The organism is Qipengyuania sp. 902 (assembly GCF_051195295.1).
Lineage (GTDB): Bacteria > Pseudomonadota > Alphaproteobacteria > Sphingomonadales > Sphingomonadaceae > Qipengyuania.
This window is the reverse complement of the sequence record NZ_JBNJLJ010000002.1, coordinates 877,051-894,487: the sequence shown is the minus strand read 5'-3', so window position 1 is coordinate 894,487 and position 17,437 is coordinate 877,051. Positions and strand designations below refer to the sequence as shown.

Here is a 17,437-nt window from a genome sequence, read left to right as displayed (position 1 = left end):
ACTCCTCGCCCAGCCAAGGATACTTACGGCAGAAAACTCTAACCCGAAACGGTCCAAAATTCAGGTGGCAGAGCAAAATTCGATGAGTCAGTCTTCCAAGAGACAGACTACCCGGACTTCCCGTTCTCAAACGATGTCACGCAGAAAGACGCAGAAGATATTCTCAATATCGACGCACCGCAGATGCGAAGTGTGCGAGCGGAAAACCTGATTGAGTTCAAGAACTCTGGCGTCAGTTTACGCGCCAACCGGCACTCCGTTTTACGTGTTGCAAAACGTCTGATCGCAACATCTGAGATTGCTGAGTTGCACCGGATTGATCCGCGTAGGGTACGGTCCATGATGAAAAATTACGACATCCAGCGAATTGCATTTGGTTGGGAGCGGGGCGAAGTATTCGAGAATGAAATTCGCTGCTTGAGCCGTAGCAATCTAACGACAAACTGATTATCGGCAGGCTTACGAAAGCCAGCCGATATTTTTTTGATGGTGCACGGTCACTGCTTCTTGTTTACGTGACCACGGTCAGCTTGTGCTTATATTGGACTTATAGAGATTGGGCCCGGATCGCGGATTTCCGTTCTAACTAGGGTCACGATTTTCTTGTCCGAGGGAGGAAGCGACTATCCCCGCGCCACCGTGTCCAGTGGTTCGCCGGTCACGGGATAGCCTAGATCCTCACCGATCTCGAGCCAGGTCTGGCCGTCGCGATCACCCATATAGGGCGTGATCGTGCGCACCGGGATCGCCTCTGCCTGCGCTTTCGCTTCCGCGTAGCTGCCGAACAGGGCCAGCCGTTCGAGATTGCGGCGGGTCGGAAAGATGACCTTGATCTCGCCGCGCTCTGCCGCATCCAGCGCGCCCTGTGCGGTCGTCCAGAACAAATGGGTGTTCTCGGACAGATCGGCTTCGATCTCTACTGCCCCCGTACCGAGGTCGGCGAGGTAGAAGCGCGTGTCGTAGACGCGCGGGATGCGCTCGTTCTTCGGGAACCAGCGGGCGAAGGGCGTCAGCTGGTCAAGATCGAGGTCCCAGCCGAAATGATCGAGCACTGGCGCGAGCTCGCCGGTCTGTTGCAGATAGTCCCGCGCCGCGCGGGCCTTGGCAGCGTCGATATCGCCCGAGAGCCCGATAGCGAGCCCGGTCTCTTCCAGAGTCTCCCTTACGACTGCAATCTGGTGCGCAGCCTCGTCCGGGTCCAGCGGCCCGCCGATCCGCGCGCCGAGATCGAAATCTGCCGGATCGACCCGCCCGCCCGGAAACACGGCCATTCCGCCAGCGAAGACCATCTCGCGCGACCGGATCGTCATGAGGATTTCCGGCGGACCATCTTCCGCACCGCGGCGGAAGATCACGACAGTGGCGGCGGGAATCCCTTCGGCAGATGGGTCGGATGGTGCGTTCATGTTGGTATGTGTGGCTTGCAGTGTGCAGCTTGCCAAGTGCAATCGCCGAAGCGGTGTCGGAGAAGTTTACAGATGCTTCGGGTCAAGACCCGGCATTAACCATCGAAACTGCTGCAAATGCTGAGAATGTCTAGTTTGGCATGCTCTGTGCAATGCGATGGATGTCCCGACACAGTCTTCCGCGGGGCGCGCGCTCCCTGGTTCTTTAGCAGCGCCTCGACGTGAACAAAAAGGCCCGCCCGGTTGTCTCCCGGGCGGGCCTTTCCCGTTTAGTCTTGCCTCAAGCGCCGGCGGCTGCATCCGCCGCCTTGGCTATCGTCGCTCATGCGACCTGCGGTCGCCTCGCTGCGGGTGCGCGGTCGCGCTTGCCTCGCCTTCGGCTCGGTTCTCTAGGAGAAGATAGGTATATGCGGGTCTGCCCCTCTTAGAGCACCGGGCCGACCCCTCTTAGAGCACCGGACCGACCGAGGCCCGGCAAGGGCGACCGCCCGCCCGCAGCGGGTGCAGCTTGCTGCACGTACAGCAAGGATGAGCCGACCGATGTCGGCGCGGAAAACTATGAGGCTTTGGCGACCTGCTTTTCGTCCATCATGGTCTGAAGTTCACCGGCTTCGAACATTTCCATCATGATGTCGCTGCCGCCCACGAATTCGCCCTTCACATAGAGCTGGGGAATGGTCGGCCAGTCGGAATAGGTCTTAATGCCCTGCCGGATTTCCATGTCCTGCAGAACATCGACGCTCTCGTAGGCAACGCCGCAATGGTCGAGGATCGCGACTGCGCGGCTCGAGAAGCCACACTGGGGGAACAGCGGCGTGCCCTTCATGAACAGGACTACATCGTTGGAGCCGACAACGTCGGCGATGCGGGTATTGGTGTCGGACATAGCGGTCCGTCCTTTATCTGAGAAACTTGATGGGGATCAGTTGGGGGCTTGGGTGGTCAGTTGCAAGGCGTGCAGTTCGCCGCCCATGCGCCCGCCTAGCGCGTCGTACACCATCTTGTGCTGCTGCACGCGGCTCTTGCCCGCGAACTGCGGGGCAGTGACCTTGGCTGCCCAATGATCGTTGTCGCCTGCCAGATCGCGCATCTCCACCTCGGCGCCGGGAAGCGCCGATGTGATCGCCTCGACGATATCGTCTGCCGCCATCGGCATCGGATCAGCTCTCGCTCATATACTGGCGGCGGGCCTCAATGGCGCACTCTTCCAGCTTGGCACGAATGTCGGCTTCGCTGACATCGCAATCGGCTGCGGTCAGGTCGCCCAGCAGCTTGCGGATCACGTCCTCGTCGCCCGCTTCCTCGAAATCGGCCTGTACGACCGCTTTCTTGTAGGCGTCGGTCTCTTCTTCGGTCAGGCCCATCAGACCGGCGGCCCACTCGCCGACAAGGCGATTGCGGCGTGCCGCGATCTTGAAGGCGGTTTCCTGGTCGAAGGCGAATTTGGATTCCTCGCCGCGTTCGCGATCCTTGAAGTCGGTCATGTCGTGTCCCTCGGGAATGAAAAGCTCTAGCGGGGGGGGATAGGCGCGGCCAATCACACCCGCAAGGGCGCTAGTCCATGGTGACGACGAGTTTTCCAATCGCGCCGCGGTTTTCCAGCTTGGCAATTGCCTCGTGGGCGCGTTCGATCGGATAGGTCTCGCTGACCAGCGGGCTGATTTTGCCTGCTTTCCATAGGTCGAACAGTTCGGCGATGTGGGCCTTGTTCTTCTCCGGCTCGCGAGCGGTGAACGCGCCCCAGAACACACCGCGGATGTCGCAGCTTTTCAGCAGCGTCAGGTTGAGCGGCATCTTGGCGATCCCGGCGGGGAAGCCGATCACCAGGAAGCGACCCTCCCACGCGATCGAACGCAAGGCCGGCTCCGAATAATCGCCGCCGACGATGTCGTAGACGATATCCGCGCCGCCTTCGCCGACAGCGGCCTTGAAGTCGTTGGCGAGCTGCTTGGAAGTGTCCTTGTCGAAGGGCGAGCGGGGATAGATCACCACTTCATCCGCGCCGGCCTTTCGGGCGGTTTCACCTTTCTCTTCGGTCGAGACGGCTGCGACCACGCGGCAGCCATAGGCCTTGGCAAGTTCCACGGCAGAGAGGCCGACCCCGCCTGCTGCGCCTAGCACGAGGACGGTTTCGCCCTCCTTGATGTCGCCGCGATCCTTCAGGCCGTGGATGGTCGTGCCATAGGTCATGAGCAGGGCGCTGGCCTGCACGAGGTCGACGCCTTCGGGCACCTTGAACAGGCGCGCGGCATCGACGACTACCTTTTCCTGCAGGCCACCATTGCCGACGCCGCAAATCACCCTGTCACCGACTGCGAAGTCTTCGACGCCATCGCCCAGCGCCTCGATCGTGCCGGAGATTTCGCCACCCGGCGCGAAGGGGCGGGGCGGCTTGAACTGGTACATGTCGCGGATGATCAGCGTGTCGGGGAAGTTGATCGCGCATGCGGCGACCTTGATCAGCACCTGGCCCTTGCCGGGGGTGGGCTCGGCGATATCTTCGACCACCAGGGTTTCGGGGCCGCCGGTTTCCTTCGACAGGACTGCTTTCATGCTGCGTCTCTCCTTTGCGGCGCGTCGAGCCAGGGAAGGGCCTGCGCGCGCTGTTGTTCATGGGTTTCAATGGCTGCGCTGCGTTCCAGCGTCAGCCCGATTTCGTCCAGCCCTTCCAGCAGGCAATGCTTGCGGAACGGATCGACTTCGAAAGCGAAACGGTCTTGAAAGGGCGTGGTAACGGTTTGGTTCTCGAGATCGATCGTGATGGGGTGGTCCGCGGCGATTTCCAGCAGGCGGTCGACCTGATCTTGCGGCAGTTCGACCGTCAGAATGCCGTTCTTGAACGCGTTGCCCGAAAAGATGTCCGAAAAACTCGGCGCGATGACCGCTGTGATGCCGAGATCGAGAAGCGCCCATGCAGCATGTTCGCGGCTTGATCCGCAGCCGAAATTGTCGCCCGCGATCAGGATCGGGGCACCGGCGAAATCCTCTACGTCGAAGGGATTGCTGGGCGCTTCGCGGATAGTCTCGAATGCACCCCTGCCGAGGCCTTCGCGGCTGACCGTCTTGAGCCAATGCGCCGGGATGATGACGTCGGTATCGACATTCTTGAGGCCCAGCGGAATCGCGCGGCCTTCGATCGTCGATACCTTGTCCATCAATCGGTCTCCGGTTTCTCGCCCGAGGGGATTTTGCCGGGCTGCTCTGGCTTGTTTTTGTCGGTGGTACGCTTGCCTGCATAGAGCAGCGCGGCGGCGATGGCGGCAGAGCCGATGGCCCCGGCGATCTTGAGCTTGTTCGTCATGCCCCATTCAATGGTCAGGCATCGACCGCTTGGCAAGGGGCGAGGGTGCGGACATCGGCAAGGCGACCGGTGACAGCGGCGGCAGCGGCCATCGCCGGACTGACCAGGTGAGTGCGCGCTCCGGGGCCCTGGCGACCGACGAAGTTGCGATTGCTGGTGGAAGCGCAGCGTTCGCCGGGCGGGACCTTGTCGGGATTCATTGCGAGGCAGGCCGAACAGCCAGGCTCGCGCCACTCGAAACCGGCCGCGGTGAAAATCCGGTCCAGCCCCTCGGCTTCCGCCTGCCGCTTGACGAGGCCGGAACCGGGCACGACGATCGCCCAGCGCACGTTCGCAGCTTTCGTGCGACCTTTCAGCACGTCCGCGGCGGCGCGCAGATCCTCGATGCGGCTGTTGGTGCAACTGCCGATGAAGACGTTCTCGATCGCGATATTCTCGATCCGCTGGCCCGGTTCGAGACCCATATAATCGAGGCTCTTGCGGGCGGCAGATTGCTTGGAGGGGTCGGCGAAGCTTTCAGGGGCTGGCACATTGCCGCCGACTGCCACGACGTCTTCGGGGCTGGTGCCCCAGCTTACGGTCGGCTCGACATCTGCGGCATCGATCACGACGGTCTTGTCGAATACGGCATCGGGGTCGGAGTGCAGCGTCTTCCACCACGCGACCGCCTTGTCCCATGCCTCGCCTCGCGGAGCATAGGGGCGCCCCTTCAGATAAGTGAACACGGCTTCGTCCGGCGCGATCAACCCGGCGCGCGCGCCGCCTTCGATGCTCATGTTGCAGACGGTAAGGCGGCCCTCGACGCTCATGCGCTCGAACACGGCCCCGCGATACTCGATCACATGACCCGTGCCGCCTGCGGTGCCGATCACGCCGATGATGTGCAGGATCAGGTCTTTCGGCGTGACACCCGGTCCGAGTTCGCCTTCGACTCTCACTTCCATCGATTTCGACGGGCGCAATTGCAGCGTCTGCGTCGCCAGCACATGTTCGACCTCGCTAGTGCCGATGCCGAAGGCGAGCGCGCCGATGCCGCCATGCGCGGCGGTGTGGCTGTCCCCGCAGACGATCGTCGCACCGGGGAGCGAGAAGCCCTGCTCCGGCCCGACCACGTGGACGATGCCCTGTTCGGGCGCGACCGCGTCGATATAATCGATACCGAAGGCGGGGGCGTTCGCTTCCAGCGCGGCGAGCTGTGCGGCACTCTGTGGATCCTCGATCGGCAGTCGGTTCCCGGCCGCATCGATGCGCGGGGTGGTCGGCAGATTGTGGTCGGGAACGGCAAGTGTCAGGTCGGGGCGGCGCACTTTACGTCCCGCCAGCCGTAGCGCCTCGAAGGCCTGCGGACTGGTGACTTCGTGCACCAGATGCCGGTCGATATAGAGGATGCAGGTGCCGTCGTCGCGGCGCTCGACCACATGGGCGTCCCAGATTTTTTCGTAAAGCGTGCGCGGTTTGCTGGCCATGGCGCGAAATTGCGGCACGAATGTCACGAGCGCAAAAAGGCAATTCCAGAGTCTTCCAAACTTAACCTTTCTCTGCTCTACTGACACTTATGTCAGCAAAGCCATTCGCCTTTCCGATCAAAGTGATTCCCTCGGACATCGATTTCATGGGGCACGTAAACAACGCGCGTTACCTGAACTGGGTGCAGGATACGGTGCTGGCGCATTGGCAGAAGCTCGCGCCGGCCGAAGAAGTGGCGAGCAAGGCCTGGGTCGCGCTCAAGCACGAGATCACCTATCGCAAGCCCGCCTTTCTCCATGACGATGTGATCGCCGAAACGGTGCTCGAAAAAATCAAGGGCGCGCGCTCCTTCTACAACACTGTGATCAAGCGCGGCGAGGAGGTGCTCGCCGAGGTGCAGAGCATGTGGTGCTGCCTCGATAGCGAAACGCATCGCCCCGCGCGCATCAGCAGCGAAGTCGCCGAGAAATTCTTCGGCCTTAAGACCCGCCAGCCCTTTTCCGGGGAATAGGGTTTTGCGCCGAGGGCTGCGCAACCCTATATAGCAGACATGGGTCGACCCTCGGTCAGTACTGAAACCGCAGCGGGCGGAATACGCCAGGCTTTGACGGGCCTTGCGCTGACGGCCGCAATCTTTGCAACGTGGCTGACGATCCATCTTTTCGCCATGTTCGCGTTCGACCTGACCTGGACGAGCTTGCCGCTGGCTCTCGCGATGGCGATCGTCCAGTGCTGGCTTTCCGTGGGCATGTTCATCGCCAGCCACGATGCGATGCATGGCTCGCTCGTTCCCGGCGGCGAGCGCATCAACGATGTGGTCGGCGGGTTCCTGCTGTTCGTATACGCAGGGTTCGCCTGGAGGCGGATGCGCAAAGCGCATTTCGCGCATCACAAGGCGCCGGGCACAGCTGACGACCCGGACTTTAGCGTCGATCATCCGACACGGTTCTGGCCGTGGTACGGCACCTTCCTGAAGCGCTATTTCGGATGGCAGTCGATCGCCTTCGTAAGCACGGTCGTGACTGCATATTGGCTGCTCTTCGGCGTGCCGGTAGAGAAGATCGTCCTGCTCTACGGCGCCCCCGCAATCGCTTCCTCAATGCAGCTGTTCTATTTCGGGACCTATCGCCCGCATCGGCACGACGCTGCCGGTTTCGCCGACAGGCACAATGCACGCAGTGACGATTTCGGCACGCTGGTCTCTCTCGCCAGCTGCTTTCATTTCGGCTATCATCACGAACACCACCGCGCGCCGCATGTGCCGTGGTGGAAGCTACCGGCCGCACGCAAGGCCATGGCCCTCGAAGAGACCAAAGCATGAGTATTGGTGCAATCCTCCTGACCGTCTTACTGTCGATCCTCGGCATGGAGCTGTTCGCGTGGTGGGCGCACAAATACATCATGCACGGCTGGGGCTGGGGCTGGCACCGCGACCATCACGAGCCGCATGACAAGGTGTTCGAGAAGAACGATCTCTATGCCGTCACTTTCGGCACGATCGTGTTCGGCATGTTCGCCATCGGCTATGCCATGGGTTGGGACGTGCTGTGGTGGGTGGCCTTCGGGATCACCTGCTACGGTGTGATCTACACGCTGGTGCATGACGGATTGGTCCACCAGCGGTATTGGCGCTGGGTGCCCAAGCGCGGCTATGCCAAGCGGCTGGTGCAGGCGCACAGGCTGCACCACGCGACGATCGGCAAGGAAGGCGGCGTCAGTTTCGGATTCGTGTTCGCGCGCGACCCGGCGAAGCTCAAGGCGGAATTACGACGCCAGCGCGAGGCCGGCGAGGCCGTCGTACGCGAAAGCGCCGGAGCCTAGAGGCCCCGGCGCTTCCGGTTCAATTGCTGTAGCGTGACTTACCTGGCGTAATTCACATAAAGGCCATGGATCAGGCCGGGAATGAAGCCGAGCAGCGTCAGCACGAGGTTGATCAGCGTCGTCGTGCCCAGACCATGCTTCGCCGCAACGCCGAGCGGGGGCAGCAGAATGGTCGCGATCAGAATCAGAATTGCCATTGAGAGTGTCCTTTCGTTCACCCTCCCGTCGTATGATCGATCAACGGGTCGTCCCTCTCGCAGTTCCCGGTATCACTCGTTGCGGGTCGCAATCCAGCCGCCGCAAATCACGAGGATGGCGATCGAGATCCAGTACCATGGATGGCCCAGCGTATACCATGTGAAGACCGCGCCCACACTCATCGCACCGATGGCCATGGTCTTTGCGCGCCGACTGATAGCGCGCCGTTCGCGCCAGTCTTTCACCTGCGGACCCCAGTGCGGGTGATCGAGGATCTTCTGCTCCCATTCGGGATTGCTGCGGGCGAAGAAATAGACCGCCAGCAGCAGGAACGGCACGGTCGGCATGATCGGCAGGAATGCACCGACCGCAGCGAGGCTGACGCTCAGCAGGCCGAGCCCGCGATAGATCGGGCGTTTCATTTCATCCCGCCGCGATCCGCGCCGCGTGTTCCTTAACCAGCGAGATCATGTTCGGCACGCCCTGCGTACGATTGCTGGACAGCTGGTTCTTCAAGTCGAAGGGTTCGAGCGCGGCCGTGACGTCCATTTGCGCGACCTCTTCGGCCGGCTTGTCCTGAACCGCGCTGATGACCAGCGCGACGATGCCCTTGGTGATCGCGGCATTGCTGTCGGCAAGGAAATGGAGCTTTTCGGCTTCGCCCGTAGGATAAACCCACACTGCCGCAGAACAGCCGCGCACCAGCGTTGCATCCGTCTTGAGGGCATCGGGCATCGGCTCCAGTTCGCGGCCAAGCTCGATCAGCAGGCGATAGCGTTCGTCGCCTTCGAGAAACTCGTATTCTTCGGCAATGTCGTCGAGGTTTCGCACTAGAACTCCGTTCACCCTGAGCTTGTCGAAGGGTCGCCCTTCTTTCGCGGCGCGGCGCTAGAAGAAAATGCGGCCCTTCGACAAGCTCAGGACGAACGACGAGCGGAATGGTTCACAAGTCCACGCCGCTGGCGATCGCTTCCAGCTTGCGGATGCGCTCCTTCAGGTCGGCGATCTCGATCCGGGCGGCGCCCATGGGCGAACCGTCCTGGCGCGGCGCAGCGTCCTGTTCGAGTTCGCGGCGCTTCAGCTCAAGCCAGCCGTGCCAGCCGCGCAGCATTGCGGTGGCGACGATGGCCAGGCCGAGCAGGCTCGCGCTGGCGATGATGATGGATGGTTCGAACATTGTTCCCTCATGTCCTCCTTGAACCGGTGTTGATCCTGCCGCCTCAGTCGGCCTGCTTGTCGCGCAGCGCTTCGATCTCGGCGGAAATTCTCTTGGTTTCGGCGGCGTCGAGCGAGTTGCCTTCGGTGGCGATCCGCTCGAGCACCTTGATGCGCTCGCGCAGGTCCTCGACCTCGCGTTGGGTCTCGGCATCGTTGCTGTTACCGACCCATTGCTGATTGCCTTGCTTATCTTCGATGATCCCGGCTTGGGCGCGGTAACGGGAAGACATCACCTTACCCACGACCACCATCATGACGATGATGACAACTGCAAGCGGCCAGGTCATTTGCTCATCTCCCGATTGCCGGTTTCGATCCGGTCGAGCGTGCGCAGCTCCTCGATCTGCGAGGCGAGTGCATGATTGCTGTCGGTGGCGATGCGTTCGAGCACACGGACGCGTTCTTCCATCCTGCTGTAATCGCCGTTCTGGAAGCGGGCCTGGTCAGCCTTCGCTTCTTCGGCGCGCGCCTGCAGCTCCAGCTTGCGCTCCTTGTGTTCGTGCTCGCGCTTGTTGATGGCGTAAGCGAAGGGAAAGACGATCGATAGGACGACAAGGATGAAGCCGAAGATCAGGAGCAGGTCGGGGTCCATCAATTGGCCTCCCGCTTGTCGCGCAGCTGTTCGATTTCGCTGGTCAGGTGATAACCGCTATCGGTCACGATGCGTTCGACATTGGCCATCCGGTCCTTCATCGAACCGAGCTCGGCGCGTAGTTCGGCGTTCTCCTGCGTGAGCAGCTTCACCCGCTCGACCGCTTGGTCGTTCTTCGGATAGATCGCCTTGCCCCAGCTGTTCTCCAGCGGGTAGCCCATCTTCATGCGCATCCAGCTGTTCACGATCCAGCCACCGGTTATGATGGCAACGCCGACGATGATCGCCGTTTCGCTCAGGAATTCCATTACGCTTTCTCCCCTTTCTTCAGCGACAGCGGCACACCGGTGCCTTCGTCGCGGTCGCGCAGCGCTTCGATCTCGTCATGGAGCGAGTAGCCGCGATCGGTGACGATCTTCTCGAGCACGATCATGCGGTCCTGCATGGCGTCGAGCTTGTCGTGAAGCTGGCGGTTCTCTGCCTTGAGCGCTTTCGTTTCGACGGTATCGCCGCGCTCGGTCTTGCCGCCCCATTCGTCTTCGAGCGAATAGCCATGCTTGGCGCGGATCCAGTTGTTGACGAGCCAGCCCACGGTGCTGATCGCGACCAGCAGGACTACGAAGGTCGGTCCACCCCAATCCATCACGCCTTCTCCTGTCGCTTGATGTCGAGCGGGACGCCCGCGCCGTCTTCATGGCTCTTAGTGTCGCGCAGCGCCTCGATCTGGGCGGCCACGTCGTAGCCCTTGTCGGTCACGATCCGTTCCAGCACCTGGACGCGCTGCTCCAGCTCGGCGACCTGGGTCGCGTGGCGAGCGGCTTCCTCGGCGCTCTGAGAGGCGGTGGCGTTGAGGCGCTTCTCCTCCAGCTTGCGCTGGTTGGCAATCCACACGATGGCGACGACCATGATGAAGGGCGCCAGCGGGATCATGAGTGCGAGAATGCCTTCCATAAATCTTCCCCTGTTGTCTGGTGCTTACCGAAGCCGTTCGATTTCGGCGTTGAGGCGCGGATTGCTGCTGACGTAAAAGGTTTCGACTTCGGCCAGGCGGCGATCGACATCCTTCATCTTGGCGCGGATTTCGCGCGCCGTGCGCTTCGGGTTCTGCCGCACGCGCTGCCAGTATTTGCTCTCGTCCTGATCGGTGTAGAGATGCGGCGGCTTCTTGTTGAGCAGGATGCCGGCGGCGAAATAGGCAAGGATCGGCCAGCCCATGCTGATGGCCAGGATCAGGAAGCCCAGTCGGACCCACAGGGCATTGACCCCGGTGTAGTCGGCGATGCCGGACAGCACGCCCATGAACTTCGCGTTCTGCTTGTCGCGATAGAGGGTGGTGCGGGGGCTGTTCACTGGGATGCTCCTTTTTTCTCGGCCATCAGCTGTTCGAGTTCGCGCAGCTGCTGATTGTCGACTTCGCTGTCATGCACGAGGCGGGCCGGCTTGAAGTCGGGATTGTCGCTGGCGACCAGGCGCTCGACCGTGTCCATCCGGTCGTCGAGCCGCTTGGCGAGGCTGTAGAGTTCCTCCAGCAAGGCTTCGTCGTCGGTGGTGATGGTAGCGGAGGTCTTCCACTTTGTGATGTAGTGAAGGACGATCCACGGCAGGGCGATGAAGATCGCCACGATTGCAAATATTTCGTCCATTGATCAGTCCTCCTTCGGATCGCTGCCTTTACCCAGCGCCTTTTTCATCTGTTCGAGTTCGTCGTCGATGGCATCGGCCCCTTCCAGCGCGGCGATTTCGTCCGCGAGGTTCGGGCTGTTGTTGCCATCGGCAATCTGCAGTGCATCGGCACGCCCTTCGGCGTAATCGACGCGGCGTTCGAGCTGGTCGAAGCGGCTCAGCGCATCGTCCACCCGCTCGTTGGTCATCAGGCTGCGCAACTTGACGCGGTTCTCCGCGCTTTCCAGCCGGGCCGCGATGGCGGTCTGGCGGCTGCGCGCTTCGCGCAGGCGGTTCTGCAGTTTCTGAATGTCCTGCTCATAGGCGCGCAGGGCATCGTCGAGCACCGCAATTTCCTGCTTCAGCTGGTCGGACATGTCCGATGCCTTCTTGCGCTCTACCAGAGCGGCGCGGGCGAGATCTTCGCGATCCTTCGACAGGGCCAGCTGGGCCTTCTCGCCCCAGTCGGCCTGCAGCTTGTCCAGCTTGACCGTGTGGCGATGCATTTCCTTCTGGTCGGCGATGGTGCGCGCGGCACTCGCACGGACTTCGACCAGCGTTTCCTCCATCTCGAGGATGATCATGCGGATCATCTTCTGGGGGTCGTCTGCCTTGTCCAGCATGTCGTTGAAATTGGCGGCGATGATATCGCGGGTGCGGCTGAAAATGCCCATCAATGGTGCTCCAGTGGAAAAAAAGTCCGATCCGAACCGGGAATCCTTGGCGCGTCCGCCTTCGCGAGTCGGGGTGGGCGAGCGGCGCAGCCGTTCTACCTCTTCCTCGAGCCGCGACAAATTCGTGCGGGGGCGGCCCGGAGCGTCTTGGGGACTGTCGGGGGAGTTGCGCTCCGGGCCAAGGGGATCGTGGTCGGGCGGCAGGGTCATGCGATCTCGACCTGCTCGTAGGTTGCGATCGCCGCGACCGGCGTCGTGACCGTGATATGCGAGCTGAGCATTACGAATGCCGACATGGCGACGATGCTGGCGAGCGCTGCCTGGCCCAATTGGGTGCGGAAGAAGCTGCGATCGAACATGGCGGTGTGCCTCCCTTGGGGTCGTCCAGCTGATCCGGGGACCGAAATTGCTGTTGTGATATATTGAGCAAGGGCCGTGCCAAAACGCGAAAGTGGCTGGAGATCTGGGGTTTTTCACCGTTTTGCGAGCATCATGTTGGTTTTAATTGCCAAGCCTTGGTGTAATTTCCTATATCTTGGCCATGGAGCGGGAAAACCAGTTCATCGGCCAGTCCGGCGCCTTCCTCGACGCAGTCGAGCGCGCCAGTCGCGCAGCGCCGATGCGCAGGCCGGTGCTCGTCATCGGCGAGCGCGGTACGGGCAAGGAATTGATCGCCGAACGCCTGCACCGCCTCTCCACCCGCTGGGACGAACCGCTCGTCACCATGAACTGCGCCGCCTTGCCGGAAACGCTCATCGAAGCCGAGCTGTTTGGTCACGAGGCAGGAGCCTTCACCGGTGCTACCAAGCAACGCGTCGGCAGGTTCGAGGAAGCCGATAAAGGCACGCTGTTTCTCGACGAACTGGGCACGCTGTCTATGGGCGCACAGGAACGCCTGCTGCGCGCCGTCGAATATGGCGAGGTCACGCGCATCGGGTCGAGCCGCCCGGCCCGCGTGGATGTCAGGATTGTCGCGGCGACCAATGAGGACCTGCCCGACAAGGCCGCGCGGGGCGAATTCCGGGCCGACTTGCTCGACCGGCTGAGCTTCGAGGTGATTACCCTGCCGCCGCTCCGCGTGCGCGAGGGCGACGTCGAGGTGCTGGCGGATTACTTCGGCCGCCGCATGGCCGCAGAGCTCGGCTGGGAGGGCTGGCCGGGCTTTGCTTCGCATGTGACGGAGCAGATGGTGGCGCACGACTGGCCGGGCAATGTGCGCGAGCTGCGCAATGTCGTGGAGCGCGCGGTCTATCGCTGGGACGATTGGCACGAACCGATCGGCCATGCGCAGTTCGATCCCTTCGACAGCCCGTGGAAGCCGGTCTCGCCCGTCAAGCGCCCGCCTCAGGATGCCCCTGCCGCTGCCGGAGCGAATGCGGCGCAGGGTGCCGGTGCGGATTTCGAGCATATCGATGACTTGCGCACTGCGGTGGACGATCATGAAAAGGCGATTGTCGAGCATGCGCTCGGCAAGCACCGCTGGAACCAGCGTCAAACCGCAAAAGCGCTCGGCTTAAGCTACGACCAGCTGAGACACTGCATCAAAAAGCATGGCCTGATGCAGGAAGCCGATTAGCGGATTATTTACCGCCATCTGGTCAAATACTGCGTCGTCATTGGGGGTATTGATCATGGACATCGTAAAAGCCGGACTTTCGCTGGTCGGCACCGCCGTCATCGCAGGCTGGGTTGCCTTTTCGGTCTCCGCGCCGCGCAATGCGAACGCTTACATGGACCAGGAGATGGACGCTCTTGGTGGGCAGTCGATCAATGAACACATGGCCGAAAAAAAGGCCGAGATCGATGCCATGCAGTGCGCGGAATACTCGCGTCTGTCGCAGGAGTTGTGGGATCGGTCGGTCGCAAACGGCACGACGGAAGCCGATTCCGCACGGATCGACGAATTGCAGCGGCAGGTGGATCGCTACTGCTAGGCTACGGGGGCCGCCTAGGCTGGAGCGATTTCGGCATTCGGCAAAGACTCATATTGCTTTTCGGTATCTGACGACCTAAATGGCCGTCATCCCGACATTGTCGCGACACTGACGGGCTGGCGCCGCGAGGGGCCGGCACCAAAGGTCGTTGCCGCAATGTCTATCGTACCGGAGACCAGATGGCTGATATCGCGCGACTGACAGAAGTGATCGAACCCGAGGCCGAGGCCCTGGGATTCGAGCTCGTGCGCGTGAAGATGATGCCGTCGGAAGCCGGCGATGGCGGGCAGGCCCTGCAGATCATGGCGGAAGACCCGGAGACTGGGCAGCTGGTGATTGAACAATGCGCCGCCCTTTCGCGTCGCGTCTCCGACCGGCTCGATGCGCTCGAGGAAGAGGGTACGGTCCTCGTTCCGGGCGCCTACCATCTCGAAGTCTCCAGCCCCGGCATCGACCGTCCGCTGACCCGCGCGAAGGATTTTGCGAACTGGGCGGGGCACGAGGCGAAAATATCGCTGACCGAGAAAGTCCACGGGCATCGCAACCTCAAGGGCGAGCTCCGGGGCCTGGACGGCGACATGGTGGTCATCGAGGACTACAAGGCGGGCGAGGTCAGCTTCCCCCGCAATCTCATTCATTCGGCGAAGCTCGTCTTGACCGACGAACTGATTGCCGCCACCCAGCCGCTCGATACGAGCGGTGCCGACGAAATCGTCGAAACTGAAGAAGAAAAGGCAGACGACTGATGGCCAGTGCCATTTCCGCCAACAAGGCTGAACTCCTCGCGATCGCCAATGCGGTCGCATCGGAAAAGATGATCGACAAGGCCATCGTGATCGAAGCGATGGAAGAGGCGATCCAGAAGTCCGCCCGCAACCGCTACGGCGCGGAAAACGACATTCGCGCCAAGCTCGATCCGCAGACCGGCGATCTGCGCCTGTGGCGCGTCGTCGAGGTGGTCGAAGAGGTCGAGGACTACTTCAAGCAGGTCGATCTGAAGGCCGCGCAGAAGCTGCAGGACGATGCCAAGATCGGCGACTTCATCGTCGATCCGCTGCCGCCGGTCGATCTCGGCCGCATCGACGCGCAGAGCGCCAAGCAGGTGATCTTCCAGAAGGTCCGCGATGCCGAGCGCGAGCGCCAGTTCGAGGAATTCAAGGACCGCGCCGGCGAAGTCATCACCGGCGTGATCAAGTCGGTCGAATTCGGCCACGTCATCGTGAACCTCGGCCGCGCCGAGGGCGTCATTCGCCGCGACCAGCAGATCCCGCGCGAAGCCGCCCGTGTCGGCGAGCGTGTCCGCGCGCTGATTACCAAGGTGGAGCGTAACAATCGCGGCCCGCAGATCTTCCTCAGCCGCGCGCATCCCGATTTCATGCGCAAGCTGTTCGCGCAGGAAGTGCCCGAAATCTACGATGGCATCATCGAGATCAAGGCCGCCGCCCGAGACCCGGGCAGCCGCGCGAAGATCGGCGTCATCAGCCACGACAGCAGCATCGACCCGGTCGGCGCGTGCGTCGGCATGAAAGGCAGCCGCGTCCAAGCCGTCGTGCAGGAACTGCAGGGCGAAAAGATCGACATCATCCCTTGGTCCGAAGACGGTGCGACCTTCATCGTCAATGCACTGCAGCCGGCCACCGTCAGCCGCGTCGTGCTGGACGAGGAAGAGGGCCGCATCGAGGTCGTCGTACCCGATGACCAGCTGTCGCTCGCCATCGGCCGCCGCGGCCAGAACGTGCGTCTCGCCAGCCAGCTGACCGGCAACCAGATCGACATCATGACCGAGGAAGAAGCCTCGGAGAAGCGCAGCAAGGAATTCGCCGAGCGCTCCAAGATGTTCGAGGAAGAACTCGACGTCGACGAAACGCTCTCGCAGCTGCTCGTCGCCGAAGGCTTCGTCGAGCTCGAGGAAGTTGCTTATGTGGAACTCGAGGAACTTGCCTCGATCGAGGGCTTCGACGAAGACCTCGCCGAGGAACTTCAGAGCCGCGCTCAGGAAGCGATCGAGCGCCAGGAAGCCGCGCACCGCGAAACGCGCCGCGAGCTGGGCGTCGAGGACGATCTTGCCGAGCTGCCGCACCTGACCGAGGCCATGCTTGTCACGCTGGGTAAGGCGGGCATCAAGACGCTCGACGATCTGGCGGATCTCGCCACGGACGAACTCATCCAGAAGAAGCGCGAAGCTCCGCGTCGCCGCAATAATGCCGATGGCCCGCCGATGCGGCGCGACCGTCCGCAGCGCGAGCAGGACAAGGGCGGCGTGCTGGGCGAGTATGGCCTGAACGAAGAGCAGGGCAACGAGATCATCATGGCTGCCCGCGCGCACTGGTTCGAGGACGAGGAACCTGCAGAGGCTCCTGTCGAGGACACCGCAACCCAGGAGGCCGCCGATGCGGACTCCACCCAATGAGCGCCTGACGTCCGACATCGCCGACACGCCCAAGGCACGGAACGCTTCCGAGCCCGGTAGGACCTGTCCGGAACGCCGTTGCATCCTGACCGGCGAGACCCAGCCGCGCGCCTCACTGCTGCGGCTGGCGGTCTCCCCTTCCGGCCTCGTCCTGCCCGATGCGCAGGAGAAGGCGCCCGGACGCGGGGCCTGGGTATGCAGCGAACGCGCGGCGATCGAGGCCGCGCAAGGCAACGGCAAGCTGAAGGCCGGACTGTCGCGCGCGTTCAAGACCGGCGACCTCGAGATCCCCGAAGAGCTGCCGCAAATGGTCGAAGATGCGCTGACCCGCGTCGTCCTCGACCGGCTGGGCCTCGAAATGCGCGTCGGGCACCTTATGTTGGGCACCCAACGCATCGCCGAGACGGCGCGGGCGGGGGGCGTGGCGCTGCTGTGTCACGCCAGCGACGCGAGCGAGGACGGGCGCAAGAAGCTGGACCAGGCCTGGCGCGTAGGGCGCGCTATGGAAGGTTCGGGGAAGCGGGGGCTGATCCTGACACTGGACCGCGACGCATTGTCTGTGGCATTGGGCCGCGACAATGTCGTCCATCTGGCGCTGGCCGATGATGCTGCGGCCGCGCGAGTGCTCAAGCCCCTTGTGCGCCTCATGCTTTACATGGGGCACGATGTGCCCGCCGAATACAGGCGCGCCGAGGCCTGACCGGGCTGCGCACGCCGGATGACGAATTGAACGATTAGATCGAAGAGAAACGAG

29 protein-coding genes are annotated in these 17,437 nt (G+C 62.3%); 8 read left to right on the top strand and 21 right to left on the bottom strand.

Features of this window, described 5'->3' with window-relative positions; translation table 11 throughout:
* Positions 1 to 623: 623 nt before the first annotated feature.
* The 8 genes from ACSH0F_RS09560 to leuC form a co-directional block, all read right to left on the bottom strand.
* Entirely contained in the window at positions 624 to 1,406 is a 783-nt protein-coding gene (locus tag ACSH0F_RS09560) for an NUDIX hydrolase (protein ID WP_435202152.1), read from the bottom strand.
* Between the two features lie 556 nt (positions 1,407 to 1,962).
* Positions 1,963 to 2,292, bottom strand: coding sequence for a Grx4 family monothiol glutaredoxin (grxD, locus tag ACSH0F_RS09555; RefSeq protein ID WP_435202150.1), 330 nt, complete (start codon positions 2,290 to 2,292; stop codon positions 1,963 to 1,965).
* Positions 2,293 to 2,328: 36 nt separating this feature from the next.
* A complete protein-coding gene (locus ACSH0F_RS09550; protein ID WP_435202148.1) occupies positions 2,329 to 2,562 on the bottom strand; it encodes a BolA/IbaG family iron-sulfur metabolism protein in 234 nt (77 codons plus the stop codon).
* A 4-nt stretch (positions 2,563 to 2,566) separates the two neighbouring features.
* Entirely contained in the window at positions 2,567 to 2,890 is a 324-nt protein-coding gene (locus tag ACSH0F_RS09545) for a DUF1476 domain-containing protein (RefSeq protein ID WP_435202146.1), read from the bottom strand.
* 70 nt (positions 2,891 to 2,960) lie between these two features.
* Positions 2,961 to 3,959 carry an NADPH:quinone oxidoreductase family protein gene (locus ACSH0F_RS09540; RefSeq protein WP_435202144.1) on the bottom strand — a complete coding sequence of 333 codons (999 nt, stop codon included), beginning with the start codon at positions 3,957 to 3,959 and terminating at the stop codon, positions 2,961 to 2,963.
* Positions 3,956 to 4,561: a 3-isopropylmalate dehydratase small subunit gene (leuD, locus tag ACSH0F_RS09535; protein WP_435202142.1), complete on the bottom strand. Its 606-nt coding sequence runs from the start codon at positions 4,559 to 4,561 to the stop codon at positions 3,956 to 3,958. Before leuD ends, ACSH0F_RS09540 begins: the two co-directional genes overlap by 4 nt.
* Positions 4,561 to 4,707, bottom strand: a complete 147-nt coding sequence (locus ACSH0F_RS09530) for an isopropylmalate isomerase (protein WP_278328023.1) — start codon at positions 4,705 to 4,707, stop codon at positions 4,561 to 4,563. The genes leuD and ACSH0F_RS09530 overlap by 1 nt, the downstream gene beginning before the upstream one ends.
* 14 nt (positions 4,708 to 4,721) lie before the next feature.
* Positions 4,722 to 6,173, bottom strand: coding sequence for a 3-isopropylmalate dehydratase large subunit (gene leuC / locus ACSH0F_RS09525; protein ID WP_435202139.1), 1,452 nt, complete (start codon positions 6,171 to 6,173; stop codon positions 4,722 to 4,724).
* 89 nt (positions 6,174 to 6,262) lie between these two features.
* On the opposite strand from leuC, the gene ACSH0F_RS09520 reads away from it, so the two are divergent.
* From ACSH0F_RS09520 to ACSH0F_RS09510, 3 genes are read left to right on the top strand one after another with little or no spacing between them, the layout of a single operon-like run.
* Entirely contained in the window at positions 6,263 to 6,685 is a 423-nt protein-coding gene (locus ACSH0F_RS09520; protein WP_435202137.1) for an acyl-CoA thioesterase, read from the top strand.
* 39 nt (positions 6,686 to 6,724) lie between these two features.
* On the top strand, positions 6,725 to 7,495 hold the full coding sequence (locus ACSH0F_RS09515; RefSeq protein WP_435202135.1) for a fatty acid desaturase: 771 nt from the start codon (positions 6,725 to 6,727) through the stop codon (positions 7,493 to 7,495).
* Positions 7,492 to 7,995: a sterol desaturase family protein gene (locus ACSH0F_RS09510; RefSeq protein ID WP_435202133.1), complete on the top strand. Its 504-nt coding sequence runs from the start codon at positions 7,492 to 7,494 to the stop codon at positions 7,993 to 7,995. Before ACSH0F_RS09515 ends, ACSH0F_RS09510 begins: the two co-directional genes overlap by 4 nt.
* Before the next feature lie 38 nt (positions 7,996 to 8,033).
* On the opposite strand, the gene ACSH0F_RS09505 is transcribed toward ACSH0F_RS09510, so the two are convergent.
* The 13 genes from ACSH0F_RS09505 to ACSH0F_RS09445 form a co-directional block, all read right to left on the bottom strand.
* Positions 8,034 to 8,192 (bottom strand): YqaE/Pmp3 family membrane protein, encoded by a 159-nt coding sequence (locus tag ACSH0F_RS09505; RefSeq protein ID WP_067788628.1) that lies wholly within the window; start codon positions 8,190 to 8,192, stop codon positions 8,034 to 8,036.
* 72 nt (positions 8,193 to 8,264) lie between these two features.
* Complete coding sequence (locus ACSH0F_RS09500) at positions 8,265 to 8,615, bottom strand: YbaN family protein (RefSeq protein WP_435202131.1); 351 nt, start codon at positions 8,613 to 8,615, stop codon at positions 8,265 to 8,267.
* Between the two features lies 1 nt (position 8,616).
* Positions 8,617 to 9,024, bottom strand: coding sequence for a SufE family protein (locus tag ACSH0F_RS09495; protein ID WP_435202129.1), 408 nt, complete (start codon positions 9,022 to 9,024; stop codon positions 8,617 to 8,619).
* A gap of 112 nt (positions 9,025 to 9,136) precedes the next feature.
* Positions 9,137 to 9,370 carry a hypothetical protein gene (locus ACSH0F_RS09490; RefSeq protein WP_435202127.1) on the bottom strand — a complete coding sequence of 78 codons (234 nt, stop codon included), beginning with the start codon at positions 9,368 to 9,370 and terminating at the stop codon, positions 9,137 to 9,139.
* 43 nt (positions 9,371 to 9,413) lie between these two features.
* Positions 9,414 to 9,698: a hypothetical protein gene (locus tag ACSH0F_RS09485; RefSeq protein ID WP_435202125.1), complete on the bottom strand. Its 285-nt coding sequence runs from the start codon at positions 9,696 to 9,698 to the stop codon at positions 9,414 to 9,416.
* Complete coding sequence (locus ACSH0F_RS09480; RefSeq protein ID WP_435202123.1) at positions 9,695 to 10,003, bottom strand: hypothetical protein; 309 nt, start codon at positions 10,001 to 10,003, stop codon at positions 9,695 to 9,697. Before ACSH0F_RS09480 ends, ACSH0F_RS09485 begins: the two co-directional genes overlap by 4 nt.
* Positions 10,003 to 10,311, bottom strand: coding sequence for a hypothetical protein (locus ACSH0F_RS09475; protein ID WP_435202121.1), 309 nt, complete (start codon positions 10,309 to 10,311; stop codon positions 10,003 to 10,005). The genes ACSH0F_RS09480 and ACSH0F_RS09475 overlap by 1 nt, the downstream gene beginning before the upstream one ends.
* Positions 10,311 to 10,646, bottom strand: a complete 336-nt coding sequence (locus ACSH0F_RS09470; protein ID WP_435202119.1) for a hypothetical protein — start codon at positions 10,644 to 10,646, stop codon at positions 10,311 to 10,313. Before ACSH0F_RS09470 ends, ACSH0F_RS09475 begins: the two co-directional genes overlap by 1 nt.
* Complete coding sequence (locus tag ACSH0F_RS09465) at positions 10,646 to 10,954, bottom strand: hypothetical protein (RefSeq protein ID WP_435202117.1); 309 nt, start codon at positions 10,952 to 10,954, stop codon at positions 10,646 to 10,648. Before ACSH0F_RS09465 ends, ACSH0F_RS09470 begins: the two co-directional genes overlap by 1 nt.
* A gap of 24 nt (positions 10,955 to 10,978) precedes the next feature.
* Positions 10,979 to 11,353, bottom strand: coding sequence for an envelope stress response membrane protein PspC (gene pspC / locus ACSH0F_RS09460; RefSeq protein WP_278328037.1), 375 nt, complete (start codon positions 11,351 to 11,353; stop codon positions 10,979 to 10,981).
* The gene (gene pspB, locus ACSH0F_RS09455; RefSeq protein ID WP_278328038.1) at positions 11,350 to 11,646 is read right to left on the bottom strand and encodes an envelope stress response membrane protein PspB; all 297 of its coding nucleotides are present in this window, start codon (positions 11,644 to 11,646) and stop codon (positions 11,350 to 11,352) included. Before pspB ends, pspC begins: the two co-directional genes overlap by 4 nt.
* 3 nt (positions 11,647 to 11,649) lie before the next feature.
* Positions 11,650 to 12,549: a phage shock protein PspA gene (pspA, locus tag ACSH0F_RS09450; RefSeq protein WP_435202114.1), complete on the bottom strand. Its 900-nt coding sequence runs from the start codon at positions 12,547 to 12,549 to the stop codon at positions 11,650 to 11,652.
* Entirely contained in the window at positions 12,546 to 12,698 is a 153-nt protein-coding gene (locus ACSH0F_RS09445; protein WP_435202112.1) for a hypothetical protein, read from the bottom strand. Before ACSH0F_RS09445 ends, pspA begins: the two co-directional genes overlap by 4 nt.
* A 182-nt stretch (positions 12,699 to 12,880) precedes the next feature.
* Between ACSH0F_RS09445 and pspF the strand changes: the two genes are divergently transcribed.
* The 5 genes from pspF (at position 12,881) to ACSH0F_RS09420 (ending at position 17,383) form a co-directional block, all read left to right on the top strand.
* Positions 12,881 to 13,915, top strand: coding sequence for a phage shock protein operon transcriptional activator (gene pspF / locus ACSH0F_RS09440; protein ID WP_435202110.1), 1,035 nt, complete (start codon positions 12,881 to 12,883; stop codon positions 13,913 to 13,915).
* Between the two features lie 55 nt (positions 13,916 to 13,970).
* Positions 13,971 to 14,273, top strand: a complete 303-nt coding sequence (locus ACSH0F_RS09435) for a hypothetical protein (protein ID WP_435202108.1) — start codon at positions 13,971 to 13,973, stop codon at positions 14,271 to 14,273.
* Positions 14,274 to 14,452: 179 nt separating this feature from the next.
* Positions 14,453 to 15,019, top strand: coding sequence for a ribosome maturation protein RimP (gene rimP / locus ACSH0F_RS09430; protein ID WP_435202106.1), 567 nt, complete (start codon positions 14,453 to 14,455; stop codon positions 15,017 to 15,019).
* A complete protein-coding gene (gene nusA, locus ACSH0F_RS09425) occupies positions 15,019 to 16,683 on the top strand; it encodes a transcription termination factor NusA (protein WP_435202104.1) in 1,665 nt (554 codons plus the stop codon). Before rimP ends, nusA begins: the two co-directional genes overlap by 1 nt.
* The gene (locus ACSH0F_RS09420) at positions 16,664 to 17,383 is read left to right on the top strand and encodes a DUF448 domain-containing protein (protein WP_435202102.1); all 720 of its coding nucleotides are present in this window, start codon (positions 16,664 to 16,666) and stop codon (positions 17,381 to 17,383) included. The genes nusA and ACSH0F_RS09420 overlap by 20 nt, the downstream gene beginning before the upstream one ends.
* The last annotated feature ends 54 nt before the right edge of the window (positions 17,384 to 17,437 follow it).